A 20,886-nucleotide genomic window follows, 5' to 3' on the forward strand; every position below is an offset into this window, starting at 1 on the left:
AACGGCATGAAACGATCGATACTGATGGTTTCGGTATTCCTGTATACAAGACCTGCTAGTGATTCTAGTCTTGAAAAAAGGCGTCTATTCATTCCGTACCAAGTAGATATGGGAGTAAATAGAAAAGTCCAATAAGATTATTCATCCATTGGACTTCAAACTCAATTTTCAATTTTGAAAACCCTATTTTCAGGGTCATATCTGATAGTATGTTCTTTAATTTCATGGTCTAAATATATTTCAAGAGCATTTTCTTGGTCTCCTAAATTGTGTTCACTTTCTAAAAGTATCACCAATTTATTGCTGCTTTCCATACTTTCTGGCAAAGAACTTTCAAGTACAGAAGAGCAGGTAACTATGTTTCCGTTAACCAGAGCACCTGCATCAAATGTGCTGGCATTATTAAGTGGAACGTTATGTTCAGTAGGAACAAACACCGAGTATTCTAAGTTCCAAGTTATTATATTTTTCTCAAGGGGTGATGCTACTACCCAAGCTAAGGTCTGCGGTGAAAGAGTAGGTGATTGCTGGTATATAACCAGTTTTTTTCCTTGGTTTAATGTTTCATTATTGAGCAAGATGTTTATAGTATAACTACTCATTTTTTCATCTCCTTACTTTTTTTGGATTATTTTAAATATACCTTTTGTCAGAAGGAACTTTCAAGGGGATTTGGTTTGAAGAAATGATTGAAGTCATCAAAAGTTTCACCTTCAAGAGTAAAGAAAAGTTTATACCAGCCAAGTTTCTTGCCTTTAAACACAATCGGGATATAGGGGACCACATAATCAAATTCGTGTGAGATTGCTTAAGTTGAGTTTTCATCCCATTGATCATTCTGGCTTCAACATTATGTTCGAGGCACCATTGTTTTAAAAATCCACTGTTCAAGAAATCACAACCTTTAGTAGTTTACCTTTCATTTACTACAATAGTTAGGGAGGAAAGAACATGCTGAATTGTACTTGTGGCGTTGTCAAACCAGTTAAATAGATACCTCACCTATGCAGGTGAGGTAAGAGAGTCATTTTAATTTCCCGGTATCCTATGGCTCGATTATGGTGTAAGTGATTGTACTTTTCCCGCCTCGGCTATCGGTAATAACATAAGAAACTGTCACGGTGCCGCTGGCTATTCTCCAAATCATTAGAGTTCGATCGAAGTCATCTTCGTGAATCGACATGTAAACTTTCGTGGAATCACTACTGGTTAAATTAGATATGGTTACTGTGCCTCCGTAACCGTCGACAAATTCAAGTAGATTACTCCCGATTCCGGAATTATTTTCTGTAGCTAAAATGGCACCATTTCCCCAACGTCGAGGAAAAGTAACATTTGCAGGTGGTCCGCTATTCTCGTCTTATACCTCTATCTATCTCGGTTTTATAACGAGCCTACACCATGCGGGCGACTTTCATCGCACACGGCGTTCCATCAACAGGTAATAAGATGAAAACTTACAATGGGCTTATTCAGAATATCAAGTGGTTCTCACAAAATTCTCACAAACCTAGGGTTGTACACATATTTCAGTGCATTAAAACTCTTATATATCAATAATTTGAGACATATAGTATTTACCCGGAGAAAGTGGATATTCGATAGAAGTAATAAGTCTCTGCTCGTTTATAATAGATTAAGTCGCTTTTCTACACCTTGTGAGCTTGGCTCTTGCAGTCCTTTTGCCGGAGCTTTTCTTTTCCTATCGTGCTAAATCGGTGCTATTCCTACGTATGAGAATCGGTTTAACCCGGGGGATTTTCTTGTCCAGCTTACTATCTCTGAGAAAACGAGGTAATGCACATGAACATCAGAAACTCTGTAAAAGCAATACTCATCGAGCAAGGAAAGCTACTCGTTTCAAAGTACGAGGATGAGAGCGAGGGCATTTATTATCTCTTGCCCGGCGGTGGACAAAATCCTGGTGAGACACTTCATCAAGCATTGATACGGGAATGCCTGGAAGAAACCGGATTAACGGTCATTCCAGACGAGTTGTTATTCATCCGAGAATGTTTTATGCAAGCAGATATTCATCGAGTCGAGCTTATGTTTGCCTGTCAGCTTCAGCCTGATCAAGCACGGGAGCAATCCGCTATTGCTTTGGACGACAAACAGATCGGAATAGAGTGGCTGCCTATCTGTGATTTGCTCGAGCAACCGCTCCATCCCGCCATGCTGCGTGAAATCATTCTAGGCCATGTAGGCAATAAGCAAGCACCAATTTATTTAGGGCAAATATTCTAGCAAGGACAGGTTTCCCCAACATGCTTCTCTTTACAAAAAATGTTACTATGGTAGAGAATCCGACTATAGAGAGAAAGGGATGTTTGCCATGAAGCCAATAAATGTGCAAGACTCTTATTTGCATTACCTGATTACAAAGGAAATTCCCGTTACGCTGATCACAAAAAATGGAGTTCCACTTAAAGGCACGATTGCCTACTCTGACGCGTATACGGTCACGATGCAATCACAAGGCAAGCAAAGTCTCTTTTTCAAAGCGGCAATCTCGACAATTACTCCGGTTAAACCCGTACCACTGCCGGAAATCTTGAAGTAAGCCTTCCATAATACGTCAGCCAACAGCCCTATCTTTTATCTGATAGGGCTGCCTTGTTATTTGCGTCACGATTTCTATGATTTGTTCTATTCCCCCTAATCTGGTATCGTTTTCTTAAAAAAACGTACAAGGATGGCATGACTTGTCTCGTCGCTTGATTGGGTTTGGTTTTTGCTTTTGCGCGGCACTTTTATTTATGACCTATTATCTCGGAGCATCCATTTTCAGCGCCAGACAATACGGTTTTGATCCCGTGATATTTAGTTGGATTGTCGAGGAAACCTTCGCTTGGCTGCTTCCTGTTTTTGCAGGGATATTTCTGCTCACTGGCATTATCTATTTAATTGTGGCTGAAATCCGGGGAGACAAGTAGAAGTGCCGAATCAAGCATTCCATCGTTCATTTCCTATCAGAATACTTTATAATGAGTGAATAAGTGAGGCATAGCTTAATTGGGGAGGTACGTTTTCATGTTTCAAGTCGAGAATTACTCGGGAGATCGAAAAGAAGGCTACGAGCTGGTCATCATGCAGCTGCAAGCCTTGGTTGATGGAGAAACAAATCAGATTGCAAATCTAGCCAATGCGTCTGCACTCTTAAATCAATTTCTGCATGGTATAAACTGGGTCGGTTTTTACCTAACCGAGGGGGAAGGACTTGTTCTGGGGCCATTCCAAGGACTGCCTGCGTGCGTCCGTATCCCATTTGGCAAAGGTGTATGCGGGACAGCAGCTAGCAAACGGGAAACCGTTCTTGTTGAGGATGTTCATCTGTTCCCGGGTCATATCGCATGCGATGCAGCTTCGGAGTCCGAAATCGTCGTGCCGATCATCAAGAACGATGCACTGATCGGTGTACTCGATATCGACAGCCCGATTAAGAATCGTTTTGATGAAGTGGACCAACACTACCTCGAGCAATTTATTGCAACCTTAACACGATATCTTTAAACGAAATTCACTCCATTTTCATTTTGGTGATTAATAATAAAATGGAGTGGCATAATAAAAGTAAGAATATTAAAATGATTTCTAATGAATTGTTTTTGAGAAAGGAAGTCGTCCCCATGACCGTTGAGCGTTTTGTTCGAGAGTCTCGCACATTTAAAGCAAGCCACGTACTCCCTCCAGACACGAACAATCACAACACTTTATTTGGCGGCAGATTGATGGCGCATATTGACGATGTCGCCGCGATCTCAGCTATGAAGCACGCACGGGGACCTGTCGTTACAGCCTCAACAGATTCCGTCGACTTCCTGCAGCCGATACGGGTCGATAATGAAGTCTCTCTCGAAGCCTTTGTCACCTGGTCGCACAAAACCTCGATGGAAGTATTCGTCAAAATTGTTGCGGAGGATCTGCTTACCGGAATCCGCACCGTATGCGCTACCTCGTTTTTGACCTTCGTCGCGATTGGGGAAGATGGGCGGCCGACAACAGTTCCACAGGTTGTACCCGAGACATCCGAGGAAATTTTCCTCCATGATGGCGCAGCCGAACGGGCAGAAGCACGTAAGCTACGCCGTACACGCAGCAAGCATCTCGCTGACTTGCTCGGAACCCGTCGACCGTGGGAGCCTTAATTCCACTCACGAGCTTTGTACGAGCAAAAACCCTTTCCAAAGTAGAAAGGGTTTTTCTGCATGGCTTCCCTACAAATCTTTCTTCAAATAATAGTGGGTAAATCCTCCCGCATTTTCAATCACACCGTATACTTCGTACGCTTGCATTTTATAAAAATCGAGCGCCTGAAAGCTTAACGTGTCCAGCTTGATAAAATCACAGCCTTTTTCTCTCGCCAGCTCTTCTGCTGCCGCCAGCAGCTTTTTGCCGTAGCCTTTTCCCCGAGCTCTTTCATCGACAATCAGATAGTGCACCTCTAGCCAGTTCCAGCATATTTCTCCGACAAGTCCACCGAACGTTTGACCTGCCGCATCTTTAACAAACAGGTTCACTTCTTGGTACTTGCTTTTTAATTCATCTGGAAAGTGCGCGTAATTGTAGGCAACCAGTTTGTTTCTGACGCACTGCTTGTCCTCGCTCTTTCCTTCATTCGTGATAAAAAGCTCCATCCTTCTCCACTCCTCATTTCAAAAGCATCTGGCTTCACAGTTCACTCTCATTTAACTTACCATATTTTAACTGTTTTCTGCACGCTTCTTCTCTATGCATTTCTTTTGATCTCCTGGACAGGAATCGGCTATGATAGATGACGAGGTGACGAATGTGGCTTATATAGAAGAAACTACGCTGATTGCCTATTTCGCTTTTACGATTTTTTTCCTGGTAGCTTACAAGCTTAGTCAAATCTCTTTGGTTACCCTCGTGATTTGCTTGGTCTCTACCGCTGTATTGGCTGTCGTTTTCTATCTTTTGGTGCAGCAATACTGGCCCGTTCATTAGGCGTATGTCAGGCATTCTTCCCAAGCCTGCACAAAAGGCGTAACCCACTCATCATTTGCAGTGTGTTACGCCCGGCAAGGTTAACTCTCGCCATTACTCAGTAGACAGGTGACAGGGCAGCACAAAGTAAAAAGTAACCCCTCGATCCGTATTGCGCACACCGTACGTCCCTTCGTGCAATTCGATGATGTGCTTGACGATGGCTAGTCCAAGTCCGGTTCCCCCAGTCTTGCGATTCCGTGATCGCTCGATCCGGTAAAAACGATCCCAGATATGCTCAAGCTGATCCTCCGGGATGTGCTCTCCTTCATTTTCGATCGCCACAAACAATTCCCGATTGTCTCTACCTTCGATCCGAACCGTAATCTCACTGCCCACTCGTGCATGGCGGATCGCATTGACCAAGATATTGAATAAAATCTGCTCAATCTTTACTTGATCCGCGAAAAGAGCTTCTTCATTCGCCAAAATCGTGACAACCCGCAAATCCTTTTCATTAAAATGATGCAGCAGTTTATCCACGACTTCTTCCATCAGTTCACTGACAAAGAAGGAGCTTTTTTTCAGCTTGATCGTTTTCGACTCCAGCTTCGTCAGCTCCAACATGTCTCTGACCAGCTCTTCCATCTTCTCAGTCTCATCCAAAATGACCTCGATGTATCGGTCGTGCTTGTTCTCTCCCACGCCATCCTTTAATCCTTCGGCAAAGCTTTTGACGATACTGATCGGCGTTTTCAGCTCATGGGAGACGTTGGATACGAACTCCTTCTGGATCAGCTCCATGCGCTGCTTCTGCTCCATCTCAGCACGAAGCTGCTCGTTAGCTTGCTGCAATTCCTTTAAGGTCACATCGAGCTTTTCCGCCATCGTATTCAAGCTTCTCGCCAGACTCCCGAATTCATCGTTTCTCATGATGGGGGATTTGACCGAAAAGTCCAGCTTGGCCATCTGCAAGGCGCTTCGATTCAAGGACAACAGCGGCTTTGAAACCACTTTGGAAAAAATGAGTGAAAGCAGGAGAATCAGAGCAAATCCGCCGATTCCGATATAGATGTAAAACAGGCGCAGGGCATCGTTTGCCTCACTGATTTGCTGAAGCGATGTCGAAGCGATAATGAGATCCGTTACTTTGCCATCCTTCATCGCTGGTTGAATGACGACGAGACTGCGGACTCCGCTCCACGGCTCGACCCACTCCTCCTCAATTATATTGCCGCTCTCCAAATTCGCCTTGCGTGCTTCCGATAGCGGGAACCAGTCTTTGATGACGAGAACTAAGATTCCTTGACGGGAGTTCCATTGATTCGGCGAAGGAAGCAGCATCCCTGTTATCTCACCGGATAATCGCTCCAGCGGTTCTGCCGTTCCACTTGTTTTCAAGCTGCCGATTGGCTTTTCACCGGCCTTGTGAATCACCAATGGATAAAATAGAGTCTGAGGAATACCTTCCTCAAATACACCGGTTGCTTCGATATGATCGCCGATATGCAAATTCGCATTGATCAAATCTTTTCGGTAGACGTCTGGAAACATGGACAGGGAGATTTTCACTTTTTCCCCTGCCGCATTGCGGACAACAATACCAAACGGGTTATCCACTTTTACTTTTCCATCCGTGCTGACAATCGCGATCTGCGCTTTATTCCGACTGATAAACAAAGACACCTCGTTCGCCATGCTTTCCTCGTCCCATTGCTTGGAGACGTAATGCTCGGCAAATGTCTTCAGCTTATTTTCCAGATCTCCCAGTTTTTTCGATTGATAAAATTGTTCAAAAAAAAGTAACTGACCGAGCATGATGATCGTATATAACAACAGGAAAAGCGATGACGTGATGGCGAACAGCTTGAACGTTACCCCCCGCCGCTTCATCGTTCTTCCTCGAAGGTATAGCCTGCCTTGATAACCGTTCGGATGTGACGCGCTTCGCCGCCTAGCTTGCTGCGAAGCTTCTTGATATGCGTATCAACGACACGCAAATCGCCGAAGTAATCGAAGCCCCAGACATGATCCATGATGGTTTCGCGGGACAGGACGATACCTGCGTTTTTGATCAAATACACGAGCAACTCGTATTCCTTGGGTGTCAGATCTACTTCTTCTCCCATAATCTCCATGCGTCGCGCTCGTTTATTGATCACTACATGACCAAAGCACAACAAATGATCAGCTTTGCCGACAGTTCCCTCCACCCGCTTCATGAGTGTGTTGGCACGGGCGACGAGCACTTTTGGGCTGAATGGCTTGGTGACATAATCATCTGCGCCCAGCTCAAAGCCGAGCATTTTATCGTCATCCTCAGATTTGGCCGTTAGCATGATGATGGGCACGTCTGATCTTGCCCTGATGTATTTGCACACAGCCCAGCCGTCCATTTCTGGCATGAGGATATCGAGAATGATCAGATCGACTCTTTGCGTCTCTAGCATTTCGATTGCTTGCTTTCCGTTTTCCGCTTCATATACAGTCCATTGCTCCTGCTCAAAATAGTCGGCGACGATTTCACGAATCCGACTTTCATCTTCAATGAGGAGCACTTGTCGTTTCATCTGTTGATGTCCCCCTTCGGCCCATCTTTCTCGCTCTGGAGAATCCTGCGCCTTCAGTATAGATGAAAATTGTGTTTTCTGTGTGTTCCATTCTGTCCCATGATTAATTTGTGCGAAATAGGGAAAAGGACACAAGAAGTACACAAGAATCATGTAATCTGTTTTAATAGAATAGAACGTTTGTAAATTGGAAAGGATGTTCCCATGAATCTGCTCACCTTCCTGAAAAAACCAGATGTCAGACGCTTTGGGATTCTAGCATTATTCTGCTTGCTGCTCTATTCTCTGGGAAGCATGATGAATGTCGTACTATTGACCTTCCTGGTTACCTTTTTAATGGATCGGTTGCATTTTCATGTCACCAAGCTGATTCATAAAGTGATTCCAATCAGTCCAAAGCTTGTTCTCGTCACGCAATATGTTGTGCTGACCACCTTGCTGGTTGTTGGAGGGTTCAAAGTATTTCCTGCCCTCATCCATCAGAGTGCCCAACTGATTCATGTCATTGAGCATGTCTTTCGGAATCAGCAGGGTAATGAGTTTATGCAATACGTGATGCCTGCCTTGGAAAAAGTGGATATGCAAGGGATCGTGAAAAGCAGTCTTGATTTTCTGTCGGTCGTAAAGAATTGGGGATTCAACATGTTTTTAGCCCTAATTCTAAGCTTGTTCTTCCTTTTAGGAAAGGCAAATGTCATCGCGTTCACCGCACAGTTCAAGGAAAGCAAGCTTTCCTGGCTGTATAACGAGATTGAGTACTTCAGCAAAAAGTTCATTCTCACGTTTGGAAAAGTTATCGAAACCCAATTGCTGATTGCGTTGATTAACACCATTCTCACCACCATCGCGCTCTGGTTCATGGGCTTCCCGAATCTGATTGGTCTGGCTCTGTTGATCTTCGTATTGGGACTCATCCCGGTAGCTGGCGTGGTAATCTCGCTCATTCCATTGAGTGCAATCGCATTTAGTATTGGCGGAATTCATATGGTTGTGTACCTGCTCATCTTCGTTGCGCTCATTCACGCTCTGGAAGCATATGTGCTCAACCCGAGATTGATGGCATCCAAGACACATCTGCCAATTTTCTATACGTTTGTGGTTCTCATCTTCTCGGAGCATTTCTTTGGCGTCTGGGGCTTGATCGTCGGAATCCCATCGTTCGTATTCCTGCTCGATATTCTCGAAGTGAAAAAGATGGGGCAGCCACTTCCCAATGCAGTTTCTACACAGTAAAAAACTCTTTTTACGGAAGATAAGCTTTTCTGGTATGCGATGCATGATTCATATCGCTGCCAGGAAAGCTTTTTTGCATACATAAAAAAGGCTGCCGATTTCACATCGACAACCTCAACTATAACCACTCGATTTATTGAAAATACTCTTTATGCCGAAAGTACACCTGCTGCCTTTACCCGAATCAAAATCGCATTCCCTGGCAAATAAGCAAGCGGAATGTCCTCCAAGTGAACAATCTCGATGGTATCAGGATTTGCTCCTGCCTCTGCGGCTTCCCGTACCGCTCCGTTCTTTGCGTCCTCCAGCGCCTCTTCGCGCGTCATTTCGTCGAGAGCATAAATCTTTTCCAGCTGACCGCTTACCTGCCCCAATGCAGCGCCAATCGCATTGGCTGCACCAAAATGCTCGGGACGGATGACCTCTGATACGCCTTTCATTTGATCAGGAAGCAGTACGCTTCCTCCGCCTACGAGAATGACCGGTACAGGAGTCGGGCTCGTTTTCATCCGATCGATCGCATCCTCCACGTCAGCGACCAGCTTTTTATCGACTTGTTCACAGAACGCATGATCGATTCCGTCCACTATTGCACCTGGCCACTGAAAACGCCCCATCATTACCGCTACATCTGTCGCTGTCATCGTGTCTCCACCGACAATCAATGCCCTCTTGTGCAGCTGATAGCCGACACTGTCTGGTCCGAGCTTGATCGTATCGCCATCGCGCCGAACAATCGTACCACCGCCGATGGCAACAGAGAGAATGTCGGGCATGCGGAAGTTGGTACGAATTCCGCCGATATCGACAGCGAGGGACGATTGACGCGGAAAGCCGTTCACCAGAACGCCGATATCTGTCGTCGTTCCGCCCACGTCCACCACCAGTCCGTCTTTGCGACCAGAGAGATGCGCTGCGCCTCGAATGGAGTTGGTAGGACCGCAGGCAATGGTCAAAATCGGATAACGCATGGCGTAGTCCAGTGACATCAAGGTGCCATCATTTTGTCCAAAGTAAATCCCAGCATTTTCGATCCCGTTATTTCGCAATGCTTCTCTAAAGCCTTCTGCAACCATTTTGGCCGTTTGAATCAGTGCCGCATTGAGGATAGTCGCGTTTTCCCGTTCCAACAGCCCGATGCTGCCGATCTCATGGGAGACCGAGATGGAGATCGACTCCCCCAGCTCCTCGCGAACAATTTCGGCGGTCCGCTTTTCCTGATCAGCGTTTGCAGGAGAGAAAACCCCTGAGATGGCGACTGTTTCGATGTTGCCCTTCATGCCCCGACAAATCTGGCGGATTTCCTCTTCATCGAGCGGAACAATAGTACGACCGTCATACTCATACCCGCCGGAGACGATATGCCAGTTTTCTCCCACAGCCGCTCTCAAATCCTCAGGCCAGCCCATCATCGGACGGACAGCGGTTGTTGCCGGTTTTCCCACACGGATCGTGCCGACGCGATTCAGACGCTTTCTCTCCACGATTGCGTTGGTGCAATGTGTCGTGCCGAGCATTGCGTAACGGACTTCACGCGGGTTTACTCCGCTGTCCTGCACGACACGCCTGAGGGCTTCATAAATGCCAGAGCTGACATCCGCTGTCGTTGGCGATTTCACCTCGTATACCACTTTTAACTGTTCATCTAATAAGACTGCATCCGTATTGGTGCCTCCCACGTCAATCCCGATCCGGTAGCTCATGCCTTCTCCCCTCTCCTTCTCACCAGCTGCTCAACAGGCACATATTCAAAATCGTACCCGAAATAACGGGGCCCTACTGTCTCGATGCCTTTTTCCGTACGCCATTTCGGGTGGCACGGGAATGCAACAACTGAGACACGCGTACCGTATTTCAAGCCTTCTGTTGTAATTGGCATGCCCGTCTCCTTGTCCAGTACAGCGAGCAGGTCAGGCGTGGTTGCGAGCGGCTCACCATTTTCAAGAGCGACGAGATGCTCGTTCTGAAAGCCGAGGGTCATTCTGCGCTCCCGGTATTCATCGATTCCGTCAAAGGTCGCCTGCCCCTTCGTAAAGCCGCTTTCTGTGCGGCGGCTAATATCGACAGTCTTACCAGTGAACAGTTCAAAACCGCCGAGCTTGTCCAAAAGCATCCGTACCGGACTCGTCTCCTGATTGCGTGCCGTGCGCAGCAATGCACCAATCTCCTGTGCCAGCGTGAGCGTACCCGGGATGGCGCTTTGCTTTACTTGCTTGCCCGAGAGCGGATAATCACACATGGAAGCCGAGCCGCCCATTTGAATCGTCACACTGCGGGCCAATCGCTCTGACATGACTCCATCTACCGGATACATAACGACGCCGTTGCCACGTTCGTCTGTCATGGAAGTTGGAGCCGCCGCATGCCCGTCCAGATAAAAGGTGACCATTTGCGCTTCTGGAAACGCTCTGCCCATCGCATCCGCGTCGACGACAGGAATTCCTTTTTCTGCCGCAACGACGAGCGGAATAATCGAGTTGACTCCCCCAACCTCAATCGGCATCGTAGCCGCTGCCTTTTTCCCTAGTGCCTGTTCAATCAGATTGAGTGCCTGGGTGACCATACCTTCAGCGGGCACCTTTTCTACCATGACAGTCGGTGCGCCAATCATGCTGGAGGGCACAACCAGTGTATCGTCCTCCAGCTCATCCAGGGTCAACAGTGGAATCGGGCCGTACTTTTCGATCGCCTGCAATGCCATCATTTTGCCGATATACGGGTCTCCCCCTCCTCCTGTGCCGAGAACCGCAGCGCCTGCCGCAATGTCTTCAATCGCTTGTGCGTCAATGTATCTCATCGTATCTTCCTTTCTTCTTAGTTGTCATTTACGCTGCCTGTTTAGCAGCTTCCCTTTTCCCCGAAACCTTGCCCAGCACGATTTGGAGGAGCACACCGCTCAAAAATCCATCGAGAGCGGGAACTGTCGTCAAATGAAACAAACCGAGACCATCTGGTGCTCCTGTCGTGCAGTAGGCAATAAAAGAGGCGAGGAGCCATGAGACCAGTGAACGGGCGATGAGCTGCCTGTGGCCTTTTTCAAAAGCAAAAGCCGCCCGGTTGACCACATAATACTCCGCGATGCATATCCCCCCAACCGGTGCAATCAGCATTGTGATGAACGACAGGAAGGTAATAAAACGGTCGTAGATGCCCAGATACGCCAGTCCAGTCGCAATCAAGCCAGCTACCACAGTGATCAGAGTTTTTGGGACCTTGCTAAATACGACAGAAAAACCTAGTGAGGATGAGTACAGATTACTGGTATTGGTCGTCCATTGTGCCAGCGTAATCACGAGAATCGCCGGAATCCCCAAACCTAGACCGAGGAAAATCGTCGTCAAATCACTCGTTCCCATCGCTTTTGACAAAATGATCGCCACAACGATCATGAAGCTGTTGCCAATAAAGAATCCAAAAAAGGAAGCGAGAACCGCATCCTTGCGCGTCCGTGCCCATCTGGAGACATCCGGGGTAATGATGGTCCCGACGACAAAAATACCGATGACCAAAGACACCGCCATCCCAAAGGACATAGGCTCACCAGTCGCATTCATATGGGAAATTTCAGCGAGTGGATGCGCGTGCAGCGTTAAAAAAATCGAAATCCCGATCAGGAGGACCATCAGCGGAACCGCCCAGGAGCTGAGCTTTTCCAATGCCCGATAGCCATAAATCGCCGTAGACATCATCAGCAAGCCGCCAAGCACCGATAGTATCGACGTATCCAGCTTGATGCCGAGTACAGAGTCCAGAGCAGTCTGAACATTCTGAGCAAAAAAGCCTGCTTGTACCCCGAACCAGCCTAATAGCGAAATACCGATGATCGCGGAGATGAGTCGCGCACCGTATTCACCAAAGGCAAAGCGGGTAATCATCGCAGTCGACAATCCAGTAGCTGCTCCGATGTACGCACAGATTGCCCCCATAATCCCGAGCAACAGCGAGCCGAGCATGACAGCCCCGATGGCATCCCAAAAATTCATGCCCCCGCCAAGCTGCGCTCCCAGCAGCATGGAAGAAATATCAATCCCAATCGCAATCCAGACGAGACTGAGCGGAATCCATCCCTTGCGCAAAGAGGACGGTACCGGTTCGCGTTCGTAGTCATTATTCTTGCTGTTCGCCTCTTCCATGCCAATAACCCCCCGAGTTGTATCTGTCTTTTTTTACGTTACGTATCTACAGAGTCGTCAAGTCGTACTCTCCGCGTGTTCAGTCCCGAAGCGAGAGGCTATGCTCCAGCTATCCCGCTCCAGAACAGCTTCCAAATATTTCGCAGCTTTTGTTCGTATTTCTTCTCGTCATAGTAGAACATTTGCAAAAACAGCCCGTCCATCAGGCACAAAAATCCATCGAGCAAGTCTTCAATCGGACGGTTTTCGATGACGCCTTCTTCGATGCCCTCCTGTAGCAACGAAAGAATCTCACGGGTCAGCATTCCTTCTGTTTCCCCGAAGCGCTCCTTCAGCTTGTCCTCAAGTGGAGCGGGCGGAAACATCATAGCACGCTTGTAAAAAACAGTCTCCTCTTCATGACTCACATGGTAGGTGAAGGCTCCACGCAATATTTGATACAGCCTTTGCTCGACTGTACCGCTTTTCGCTTCCTCAACGGCCGCTTTGACTGAGATGTAGTGATTCTTCAAAACGTCCTCGAAAATGGAAAGAAACAGCTCTTCTTTACTGCCAAAGAAGGCGTACACCGCCGGGGTCGTAACCCCTACTTCCTTGGTGATGGCTGACAATGGAGTCCCCTCATACCCGCCTTTTGCAAAGTGGGTCAGAGCGACTGCCTTGATTTTATCTCTCGTAGTCATGGATACCCCCTTCATTCTTCACCCATTCATTTACTTAATGAGCGTTAATTAAGTGAAATTCTATAGCGAATTAACTGACAAGTCAATCCTTTTTGAATTCGCCCACGAAAAAGACCTCCTCATCGAGCTCGTCGATAAAGGAGGTCATCATCTTTCTTGCTTATTTTTCCAATTTTCCCTCGAACCATTTGATCAACGCTTGTGTTCCACTGTCCTGCTCGCCTTTGGCTGCGAGCTCCTCATACAGCGATTTGGACAGCTCAAGACCCGGTGTGAGCAAGCCCATTTCTTTGGCCGCCTCCAGGGCAACTCCCATATCCTTGATAAAATGCTTGATGTAAAAGCCCGGCTCGTAATTGCCTGCGATCATGCGCGGAGCCAGATTGGACAAGGACCAGCTGCCTGCTGCCCCTGCTTCAATGCTCGTCAGAACTCGAGTTGGATCAAGACCTGCTTTTTTCGCGTAGGCGATGGCTTCACACACACCGATCATATTGGTCGCGATACAGATTTGGTTACACATTTTTGTGTGCTGTCCCGCTCCAGGCCCACCTTGGAGAACAACGTTTTTGCCCATAATTTGCAGCAGTGGCTCTACACGGTCAAACGCTTCCTGATCGCCACCTACCATGATCGTTAGCCGCGCCTCGCGTGCCCCTACATCCCCGCCAGATACAGGCGCATCGAGCGAATACAGGGAGCGCTTTTTGGCTTCCTCATATATCTTTTTGGCAAGAGACGGTTTGGATGTCGTCATATCCAGCAAGAAAGTACCTGGCTTCGCATGGGAAACGATTCCTTCTGCTCCTAGGTACACCTCTTCTACGTCACTTGGATAGCCAACCATCGTAATAATGACATCGGCTGAGGCTGCCAGCTCAGAAATCCGTTCCTTCCACATAGCTCCACGTACCAGCAGTTCTTCCGCTTTTTCCTTGGTACGCGTATATACCTGCACTTGGTAGCCGGCATTCAGGAAATGAGACGCCATGCTTTTTCCCATCACACCTGTCCCAACGAAACCGATTACTGTATTTTCTGCATGTAATGACAAGAATACCACTCCAATCGTTCTTCTCTATTCATCCCTCATACACTTCTCTTTCGTGTAGCTGAAATCCTCCACTCTTATTCATGCATCATTAGGAATGTTTGGGTTATTTGATTCTGCTAAGCTTTCGACTGATCGTCGATTGATCCACTTGCAGAGCTTCTGCTATTCTCGTCGTCGTTTTGTATTTATCTCGGGCCATCTTCAGCAATTGCTTTTCCAGAATGGCAATCGCTTCTTTTAATGGAAGGATTTCATTCACACTCAGCCTGGCGTGAGCATGCGGGATGGGGTGCACCATTTCTGGCAAATGAGCGACCTCGATCACCTCCTGATCTGTAATTACAATTAACCGCTCCACTATATTTTGCAGCTCCCGAACATTTCCCGGCCACTTGTATGCCTGCAAGCATTCCAACGCTTCCTGTGAAAAGGTTTTTGTTTTTTTATACTTGCTGTTGAACTTGTCTTTGAAAAATAACAGCAAGGGCAAAATATCATCCTTGCGCTCTCGCAGCGGCGGGATATTGACTGGCACGACATTCAGGCGATAGTACAAATCCTCGCGGAAGCGTCCCAGTCTCGTCTCTTCCTGGAGATTTCGATTGGTCGCCGCAATGATCCGTACATCAATCTTGATCGGCTTGGTTCCGCCAATACGGACCAACTCATGCTCCTGCAGCACTCGCAACAGCTTTGCCTGCAGGCTCAAGGGCAGCTCCCCGATTTCATCGAGAACGAGCGTCCCTTCATTTGCCAGTTCAAAAAGCCCTGGCTTGCCCTCTTTGGTCGCTCCCGTAAACGCTCCCTTTTCATATCCAAACAGCTCCGACTCTAGCAAATGCTCCGGAATGGCCGAGCAGTTGATTTTGATGAACGGCTTTTCCTTACGCTGGCTGTTATTGTGAATATACGAGGCAACTACCTCTTTACCGACACCAGATTCTCCTAAAATCAGGACCGTAGAATCGACTTCTGCCAGCTTGCCTGCGAGAATGACCACTTGCCTGATCTGCTCGCTCTTGGTAATAAATTCTCCATCCTGCTCTGTCAGCTCACTCCATTTGCGCAGCTCCTGTCGGTAGCCCTCCAAGAGACCGCGCGCGTTTTCCAGCTCTTCCTGTAGCCTTTTTTCCTCCGTAATATCACGGCTGAAATTGATGACGCGCACGATGTTTCCATGCTCGTCCTTCACTGGAGTTCCGATCACCATTAATCTGCCGCCCATCCGGGTGGATTGAATGACCTGCACTTTTTCATTTCGCTCCAGTACGAGTCTTGTAATGGACGGCTGAAACACACCAGATTGCTCCAAATCATAGATGCTTTTGCCGACCAAATCCTCGGGACTGTAGCCGTATAAGCGCTCGGAGGATCGGCTTACCCGTTGCGTCATTCCTTTTCCATCCGAGATGTAGAACATGTCGTAGCTCGTATTGAAAACAGCCTCCAGCTCCAGGGAATAGTTAGCCTGCCTTTCTTTGTAGACGCGAAAAAAATGGCGGTAAAGCTCTGACGTTTTGACCCATCCGAGTACCACTCCTTGCTGATTTACCATTGCCCACTGCTCGTATTGATCCCACTCTGCATCTCGTGTCTCGATTTCTTCTGTGGTACATATACCGATCGTCTGAAGCTCTTCTGGACATTCTCGCAATACGACGCCTGTGATAGTCTGGCCTTTGTCCATGATGAAAAGCGCATCGGTGTTCATCTGGCGAGCCATGTCCTGCCAATCAGACTGGAAACAGAAGGCAAAAGAATCATCCAAGAAGTCCACTGATGTCATAGGTTCCACCCTCTCCATGTCTGTACGTTGAAAATCCCCCCATAACGTCGTGCTGGCTGTTACGGGAGGAGCTTTATTTTCGCAAAAGAGTGCTAGCGTATTTGTCCCATTATAGAGGGAATGTTTATTTTTTTCAATTTTCTTTCTGTTTCCGTCTATTCATCCACCATCCCTAAATAGGCAACGGCTAGAGTGAGATAAAACCGAATTGAATCCAGATAACGATCAATTTCGATCCATTCATCCGGCTGATGGGCCAAAGTCGGTTCTCCCGGCCCGCAGATGAGAATCGGCACCTGGAGATGAGGCCCGTAAATCGAGCCATCCGTATAGTAGTTCACGCCGCTTACGGTCACTTCTGTTCCCCACAGATGCTTGATCGTTTCCTGGGATAGGGCTATGAAAGGATGCTCAGCAGCCGTCGTCACCGCTGGCAAATCATTGGTCACCCGAATTTCGCAGCATGCGCCAAGTGGCTGACATACACTTGCAAGCAGCTCGTTCAATTCATCGATGATCGCTGCATGGACTTGTCCTGGTACCGTACGAATATCGAGCATGAGTGTGCATTGGTCCGGCACGACATTCGTTTTGACGCCACCCTGGATAACCCCGACATTCATCGTCGGACCTCCCAGCAAGGAATGCTCCTCATAAGTAAAGCTATACGACTCCAGCTCATGAATGTAACGAGCCATCGCTGTAATCGCATTGATGCCCTGATCAGGCATCGAGCCGTGGGCGGTTTTACCGTAGGTGACGATTTCCAGCCAAAGCGCTCCCTTGTGCGCGATGAAGGGACGATTGGCACTTGGCTCGGAGATGACCATTGCGGTTGCATCGTCAATCTGTCTTTTCGTAGCGACCGCTTTTGCCCCCAAACAATCCACTTCTTCCCCCAGGGTTCCGGCAAAACGAAGCGTTCCCTGCAGCTTGATTCCTGCACGATGCAAATACTCCATGGCGAGAACCATCGCCGCTACGCCGCCCTTCATATCGGTCGTTCCTCTGCCGTACAGCTTGTTCCCTACGCGCTCCCCGCCGAAAGGATCATGCTGCCACGGAATATTGCCTGTCGGGACTGTATCCAGGTGTCCGCTAAAGACGAGTATACGCTGCTCTTCATTGGACGCAGCCGTACCTTTCAGCTTGGCCAAAACATTGCTGCGCCCTGGCTCCACCTCATCCACCTCAGCCCGAATTCCCGCCTGAGCCAGATGGCTTTGGATAGCCTCAGCCACTGCCGTCTCGGCTCCAGGAGGATTGACGCTATTGATCGCAATTAATTCTCGCAAAAACGCGATCGCTTCTTGTTCGTTAATCATTTCGATTGCCTTTTGGACTCTCGGGTTTGTCATGACAGCTTTCACGGATCATCCACTCTCGCTTTCTGTTTGCAATATTCTTTGTTAGATAACGGCCTGTTTTTCATCTGCTGCGACTTCGTTTGTTTCCTTTACCGTGTTTTCTTTCAAAATGATTGCACACAGCGCTGCAACTGCTGCCGCTATTGCAAAAAAGATGAACACATTGCTGAAGTCCTGCGAACCATCTGTTCCGACTTTAACCAAATAACCTGCAACGAGTGGAGAGACAAAGGAGCCCATCTGTCCGATCCCATTGGACAATCCGGTAGCACTTCCTACTACCTCTTGGGGATAACGCTTCTGGACGTATGCATACACAGTTCCAAAGTTTAAGTTGATAAAGAAACCGACCAGTAATAAAGCAGTAAGCAGCATGCCAGTCTGTCCTTTTTCCACAGCTCCCAGCATCCACAGAACCGGGATACACCCCAGATACGCGATAATCGCTACCGGCTTCATCCGATGCATGACTTTATCCATCAGCCAGCCACCCAGCATCATGGCAAAAAACGCGACGATATAAGGAACGGAGGCAAAAAATCCCATCTGCTTCAAATCAAGTCCATGCTGCTTGACCAAGAATGTCGTCAGCCATGTCGTTGTGCCCCAATACACTGCCAGCTGGCAGAACAAAAGCAGCGTGTAGACGTAGAAATAGCCGTCCTTCAAAAAGATACCGATGTCTTTCTTCTTCGCTTCCTTGTCCGTGGCGACAGCTTCGCCTTGCTCCGTCTGCTCACTCGTGATGTACGCGTATTCCGCTTTGTCCAGACGCCCTCTATCCAGCATCTCTTTTGGCGTATTCGCGATGAAGTACCAGAGGGCAAAAATTCCGATGAGTCCTGGTATGGCGAGCACATAAAAAACAGGTCTCCACTCCCCGCCGAAAAAATAAAACGACAGAGACGTAACAAGCACGGGAACAATCGCAGGTGCTACTGCCCAGGAGGTCGCAAAGAAGGATACCGATCTTCCGCGCTCAGCCATAGGAAACCAGTTGTTGATCGTCCGACAGGCAGGGGCAAAATGATGACCTTCCCCAAGACCCAGTCCGATGCGCAGCGCCAAAAATTGACCGAATGTTTTGACCACTCCTGTCAGAGCTGTTACCGCCGTAAATACGATGATAGCAATGTTCATGACTTTCTTTGGACCGATCTTATCCGCAAGAAACCCTGCTGTCACCTGTGCCAGTGAATAGGCGAAGAAAAAGACAGAAGCGAGCTGTCCCAGCTCAACCGGAGTCAGATCCAGATCCTTCTGAATGAATGGAAGAAAGGTCAGTACCGCCATCCGGTCAAAATAATTGATGATGTACAGCAGCCACAGAACGACTAAAACGATGTGACGATAACCCCATACTTTTTTTACAACGGCATTCATCCATCTGCCCCCCTAATCACTATACTAGCTTTTTTCTTATATCAAAGCGCTTTCATCGTCGCTGCCCAATCACTAGAGCACATAGTGTGCCAGCTTGAGAGCATTCTATCATCTTTCGTCGTCACTTCCCTGTTTCTCCCACGTTTTCGCTCTTTCACTAGACAAACGAGACTGCCTAGGGAATAAAGAATTTTATGCACATTTACATAATAGCCTGTCCAAACCACGCTATCTTGTATAGCTTTTCAAGTCACCTATCACGAAAGAATAAGCTTTATGCAATCATGCATGGTTTTCTTGCACAAATGCATAACGATGAATTCTTCCCAAAAAGGACATATGTCCTTTTTTTGTTTTGGAAAATGCTTTTTAATAAGGGTAAGTTTTCCGAAAAGCTGCGGGAGGTCACATGATGCTCGTCGCCCAATTGCTGGTTGCCCTCATCATTGATTCCCTGGGGCTGTTTGGAGTCGAAAAAGTCCCATTGACCACAAGCAAGGTAATGGGCATTCTCATCATGATCGCGGGTGTTTTGGTATTCAAATTAAAATAAGGAGGGCACCCATGCCCTCCGATCCTTTTCTTTTGCTACAAAAGCAGCTGCTGCGGATTCAATCCGAGAAGTGCTGGATGGACAAACACCCCGTCACGTCTGATCAGCACGTCATCGAACCAGATTTCCCCTCCACCATACTCCGGACGCTGGATATTGACCAAATCCCAATGAATCGTGCTACGGTTTCCATTATCCGCCTGAATATAGGCTTGACCTGGCGTAAGATGAAAGCTACCTGCAATCTTTTCATCAAACAAGGTATCTCCCATCGGATGCAAAATCGCCGGATTAAAGGCAATCGCGAATTCTCCGATGTAGCGTGCTCCCTCGTCTGTATCCAAAATCTCGTTTAGCCTGGCTGTATGATTGGCCGTTGCTTCGACGATCTTCCCTTCTCGGAAAGTAAGCCGGATATCCTCAAAGGTCGTTCCTTTATATTGACTGGCAACATTATATGAGATAGTGCCATTAATCGAATCTTTGACAGGCGATGTATACACTTCCCCATCGGGCATATTCCGTTTGCCAGCTGCTACTCGTGTGCCAATTCCTTTAATAGAAAAGGAAAGCTCGGTTCCCGGACCTACGATGCGCACGTTTTCTGTTTGATCCATGAGCTGATAGAGCGGTTCACATGCTACCGACATTTTGCGATAATCGAGCGAGCAAACCTTGTAATAAAAGTCCTCAAATTCCTCTGTAGGCATCTTGGCCTTTTGGGCTAATGCGGCGGTTGGATAATTGATTCGTATTCCTTTTATCCGGTTGTCGACATGCTGGGCAATCGCATGAAAATGCTGGGCGTACAAGCGATTCTTTTCCTCTGGTACATCCTTCATCTCACTGTCATTCGTTTCCCCGTGGATTCCGATATACCCATGGATGCCGTACCACATTTCTTGCTCCCACTGAAACATCTGGACAAGCTGATCCTCGGACAATCCCTTCATCCATTCACGCTGAACCTTTGGTCGTATAAAACGAAGATGCGGGTATGCCCCTTTGGCATACAGCTTTTTTACGAGCTCTGCAGCCAATAACTCCCCTTCGTCCACAACCATGATCATGATATGCTCTCCTGCTTGTACATCCAAGCTGTAGGAAATCAAATTGTCCGCAATTCTCCCGAGTCGCTCATCTCTCATCTGTCCTCGCTCCTTTTCCTTGTTTGTAT

21 protein-coding genes are annotated in these 20,886 nt (G+C 47.6%); 8 read left to right on the plus strand and 13 right to left on the minus strand.

The genetic code is table 11. The features are described 5' to 3' along the window. Positions 1-161: 161 nt before the first annotated feature. Entirely contained in the window at positions 162-602 is a 441-nt protein-coding gene (locus ADS79_RS24800; RefSeq protein ID WP_049741149.1) for a hypothetical protein, read from the minus strand. 1,201 nt (positions 603-1,803) lie between these two features. On the opposite strand from ADS79_RS24800, the gene ADS79_RS24805 reads away from it, so the two are divergent. The 5 genes from ADS79_RS24805 to ADS79_RS24825 all read left to right on the plus strand — a co-directional run bounded on the left by ADS79_RS24805 (position 1,804) and on the right by ADS79_RS24825 (position 4,148). After that, positions 1,804-2,247, plus strand: a complete 444-nt coding sequence (locus ADS79_RS24805; protein WP_049741150.1) for an NUDIX domain-containing protein — start codon at positions 1,804-1,806, stop codon at positions 2,245-2,247. Positions 2,248-2,335: 88 nt separating this feature from the next. After that, entirely contained in the window at positions 2,336-2,563 is a 228-nt protein-coding gene (gene hfq / locus ADS79_RS24810; protein WP_049742122.1) for an RNA chaperone Hfq, read from the plus strand. A gap of 142 nt (positions 2,564-2,705) precedes the next feature. Beyond that, positions 2,706-2,936, plus strand: coding sequence for a hypothetical protein (locus ADS79_RS24815; protein WP_049741151.1), 231 nt, complete (start codon positions 2,706-2,708; stop codon positions 2,934-2,936). A gap of 97 nt (positions 2,937-3,033) precedes the next feature. Continuing rightward, positions 3,034-3,513: a GAF domain-containing protein gene (locus tag ADS79_RS24820; RefSeq protein ID WP_049741152.1), complete on the plus strand. Its 480-nt coding sequence runs from the start codon at positions 3,034-3,036 to the stop codon at positions 3,511-3,513. Positions 3,514-3,629: 116 nt separating this feature from the next. Next, on the plus strand, positions 3,630-4,148 hold the full coding sequence (locus tag ADS79_RS24825; RefSeq protein ID WP_049741153.1) for an acyl-CoA thioesterase: 519 nt from the start codon (positions 3,630-3,632) through the stop codon (positions 4,146-4,148). 69 nt (positions 4,149-4,217) lie between these two features. Here the strand turns inward: ADS79_RS24825 and ADS79_RS24830 are convergent, their stop codons facing one another. Further along, on the minus strand, positions 4,218-4,637 hold the full coding sequence (locus ADS79_RS24830; RefSeq protein WP_049741154.1) for a GNAT family N-acetyltransferase: 420 nt from the start codon (positions 4,635-4,637) through the stop codon (positions 4,218-4,220). 130 nt (positions 4,638-4,767) lie between these two features. On the opposite strand from ADS79_RS24830, the gene ADS79_RS24835 reads away from it, so the two are divergent. Continuing rightward, positions 4,768-4,968, plus strand: coding sequence for a hypothetical protein (locus ADS79_RS24835; protein WP_049741155.1), 201 nt, complete (start codon positions 4,768-4,770; stop codon positions 4,966-4,968). A 93-nt stretch (positions 4,969-5,061) separates the two neighbouring features. Here ADS79_RS24835 and ADS79_RS24840 read toward each other — a convergent pair whose 3' ends face one another. Beyond that, a complete protein-coding gene (locus tag ADS79_RS24840) occupies positions 5,062-6,840 on the minus strand; it encodes a sensor histidine kinase (protein ID WP_049741156.1) in 1,779 nt (592 codons plus the stop codon). Next, complete coding sequence (locus ADS79_RS24845; RefSeq protein WP_049741157.1) at positions 6,837-7,517, minus strand: response regulator transcription factor; 681 nt, start codon at positions 7,515-7,517, stop codon at positions 6,837-6,839. The genes ADS79_RS24840 and ADS79_RS24845 overlap by 4 nt, the downstream gene beginning before the upstream one ends. A gap of 204 nt (positions 7,518-7,721) precedes the next feature. Between ADS79_RS24845 and ADS79_RS24850 the strand changes: the two genes are divergently transcribed. Continuing rightward, positions 7,722-8,750 (plus strand): AI-2E family transporter, encoded by a 1,029-nt coding sequence (locus tag ADS79_RS24850; protein ID WP_049741158.1) that lies wholly within the window; start codon positions 7,722-7,724, stop codon positions 8,748-8,750. Between the two features lie 149 nt (positions 8,751-8,899). Here the strand turns inward: ADS79_RS24850 and ADS79_RS24855 are convergent, their stop codons facing one another. The 8 genes from ADS79_RS24855 to ADS79_RS24890 form a co-directional block, all read right to left on the minus strand. After that, positions 8,900-10,453 carry a hydantoinase/oxoprolinase N-terminal domain-containing protein gene (locus tag ADS79_RS24855; RefSeq protein ID WP_049741159.1) on the minus strand — a complete coding sequence of 518 codons (1,554 nt, stop codon included), beginning with the start codon at positions 10,451-10,453 and terminating at the stop codon, positions 8,900-8,902. Further along, entirely contained in the window at positions 10,450-11,547 is a 1,098-nt protein-coding gene (locus ADS79_RS24860) for a DUF917 domain-containing protein (protein ID WP_049741160.1), read from the minus strand. The genes ADS79_RS24855 and ADS79_RS24860 overlap by 4 nt, the downstream gene beginning before the upstream one ends. A gap of 28 nt (positions 11,548-11,575) precedes the next feature. Continuing rightward, complete coding sequence (locus ADS79_RS24865) at positions 11,576-12,883, minus strand: cytosine permease (protein ID WP_049741161.1); 1,308 nt, start codon at positions 12,881-12,883, stop codon at positions 11,576-11,578. A 98-nt stretch (positions 12,884-12,981) separates the two neighbouring features. Beyond that, positions 12,982-13,566: a TetR/AcrR family transcriptional regulator gene (locus ADS79_RS24870; protein ID WP_049741162.1), complete on the minus strand. Its 585-nt coding sequence runs from the start codon at positions 13,564-13,566 to the stop codon at positions 12,982-12,984. Between the two features lie 160 nt (positions 13,567-13,726). After that, positions 13,727-14,620, minus strand: a complete 894-nt coding sequence (locus ADS79_RS24875) for an NAD(P)-dependent oxidoreductase (RefSeq protein ID WP_049741163.1) — start codon at positions 14,618-14,620, stop codon at positions 13,727-13,729. 103 nt (positions 14,621-14,723) lie between these two features. Then, the gene (locus tag ADS79_RS24880) at positions 14,724-16,406 is read right to left on the minus strand and encodes a sigma-54 interaction domain-containing protein (protein ID WP_049741164.1); all 1,683 of its coding nucleotides are present in this window, start codon (positions 16,404-16,406) and stop codon (positions 14,724-14,726) included. 155 nt (positions 16,407-16,561) lie between these two features. Then, the gene (locus ADS79_RS24885; RefSeq protein WP_236700096.1) at positions 16,562-17,776 is read right to left on the minus strand and encodes a M20 family metallopeptidase; all 1,215 of its coding nucleotides are present in this window, start codon (positions 17,774-17,776) and stop codon (positions 16,562-16,564) included. A 39-nt stretch (positions 17,777-17,815) separates the two neighbouring features. Further along, positions 17,816-19,156, minus strand: coding sequence for an MFS transporter (locus ADS79_RS24890; RefSeq protein ID WP_049741165.1), 1,341 nt, complete (start codon positions 19,154-19,156; stop codon positions 17,816-17,818). A 412-nt stretch (positions 19,157-19,568) separates the two neighbouring features. Here ADS79_RS24890 and ADS79_RS34615 point away from each other — a divergent pair, with 412 nt between their 5' ends. Beyond that, positions 19,569-19,709, plus strand: coding sequence for a DMT family transporter (locus ADS79_RS34615; protein WP_236700097.1), 141 nt, complete (start codon positions 19,569-19,571; stop codon positions 19,707-19,709). A gap of 35 nt (positions 19,710-19,744) precedes the next feature. Here the strand turns inward: ADS79_RS34615 and ADS79_RS24900 are convergent, their stop codons facing one another. Beyond that, positions 19,745-20,857, minus strand: coding sequence for an aminopeptidase (locus ADS79_RS24900; protein ID WP_049741167.1), 1,113 nt, complete (start codon positions 20,855-20,857; stop codon positions 19,745-19,747). Positions 20,858-20,886 lie beyond the last annotated feature (29 nt).

Source organism: Brevibacillus reuszeri (assembly GCF_001187725.1).
In the GTDB taxonomy this organism is placed as follows: domain Bacteria; phylum Bacillota; class Bacilli; order Brevibacillales; family Brevibacillaceae; genus Brevibacillus; species Brevibacillus reuszeri.

Coding starts and splice junctions, on each gene's coding strand:
- ADS79_RS24820 (WP_049741152.1), top strand. CDS start 3,034: ATGTTTCAAGTCGAGAATTACTCGGGAGATCGAAAAGAAGGCTACGAG.
- ADS79_RS24840 (WP_049741156.1), bottom strand. CDS start 6,840: ATGAAGCGGCGGGGGGTAACGTTCAAGCTGTTCGCCATCACGTCATCG.
- ADS79_RS24865 (WP_049741161.1), bottom strand. CDS start 12,883: ATGGAAGAGGCGAACAGCAAGAATAATGACTACGAACGCGAACCGGTA.
- ADS79_RS24900 (WP_049741167.1), bottom strand. CDS start 20,857: ATGAGAGATGAGCGACTCGGGAGAATTGCGGACAATTTGATTTCCTAC.
- ADS79_RS24850 (WP_049741158.1), top strand. CDS start 7,722: ATGAATCTGCTCACCTTCCTGAAAAAACCAGATGTCAGACGCTTTGGG.
- ADS79_RS34615 (WP_236700097.1), top strand. CDS start 19,569: ATGCTCGTCGCCCAATTGCTGGTTGCCCTCATCATTGATTCCCTGGGG.
- ADS79_RS24830 (WP_049741154.1), bottom strand. CDS start 4,637: ATGGAGCTTTTTATCACGAATGAAGGAAAGAGCGAGGACAAGCAGTGC.
- ADS79_RS24855 (WP_049741159.1), bottom strand. CDS start 10,453: ATGAGCTACCGGATCGGGATTGACGTGGGAGGCACCAATACGGATGCA.
- ADS79_RS24870 (WP_049741162.1), bottom strand. CDS start 13,566: ATGACTACGAGAGATAAAATCAAGGCAGTCGCTCTGACCCACTTTGCA.
- hfq (WP_049742122.1), top strand. CDS start 2,336: ATGAAGCCAATAAATGTGCAAGACTCTTATTTGCATTACCTGATTACA.
- ADS79_RS24860 (WP_049741160.1), bottom strand. CDS start 11,547: ATGAGATACATTGACGCACAAGCGATTGAAGACATTGCGGCAGGCGCT.
- ADS79_RS24835 (WP_049741155.1), top strand. CDS start 4,768: ATGATAGATGACGAGGTGACGAATGTGGCTTATATAGAAGAAACTACG.
- ADS79_RS24805 (WP_049741150.1), top strand. CDS start 1,804: ATGAACATCAGAAACTCTGTAAAAGCAATACTCATCGAGCAAGGAAAG.
- ADS79_RS24890 (WP_049741165.1), bottom strand. CDS start 19,156: ATGAATGCCGTTGTAAAAAAAGTATGGGGTTATCGTCACATCGTTTTA.
- ADS79_RS24845 (WP_049741157.1), bottom strand. CDS start 7,517: ATGAAACGACAAGTGCTCCTCATTGAAGATGAAAGTCGGATTCGTGAA.
- ADS79_RS24800 (WP_049741149.1), bottom strand. CDS start 602: ATGAGTAGTTATACTATAAACATCTTGCTCAATAATGAAACATTAAAC.
- ADS79_RS24825 (WP_049741153.1), top strand. CDS start 3,630: ATGACCGTTGAGCGTTTTGTTCGAGAGTCTCGCACATTTAAAGCAAGC.
- ADS79_RS24880 (WP_049741164.1), bottom strand. CDS start 16,406: ATGACATCAGTGGACTTCTTGGATGATTCTTTTGCCTTCTGTTTCCAG.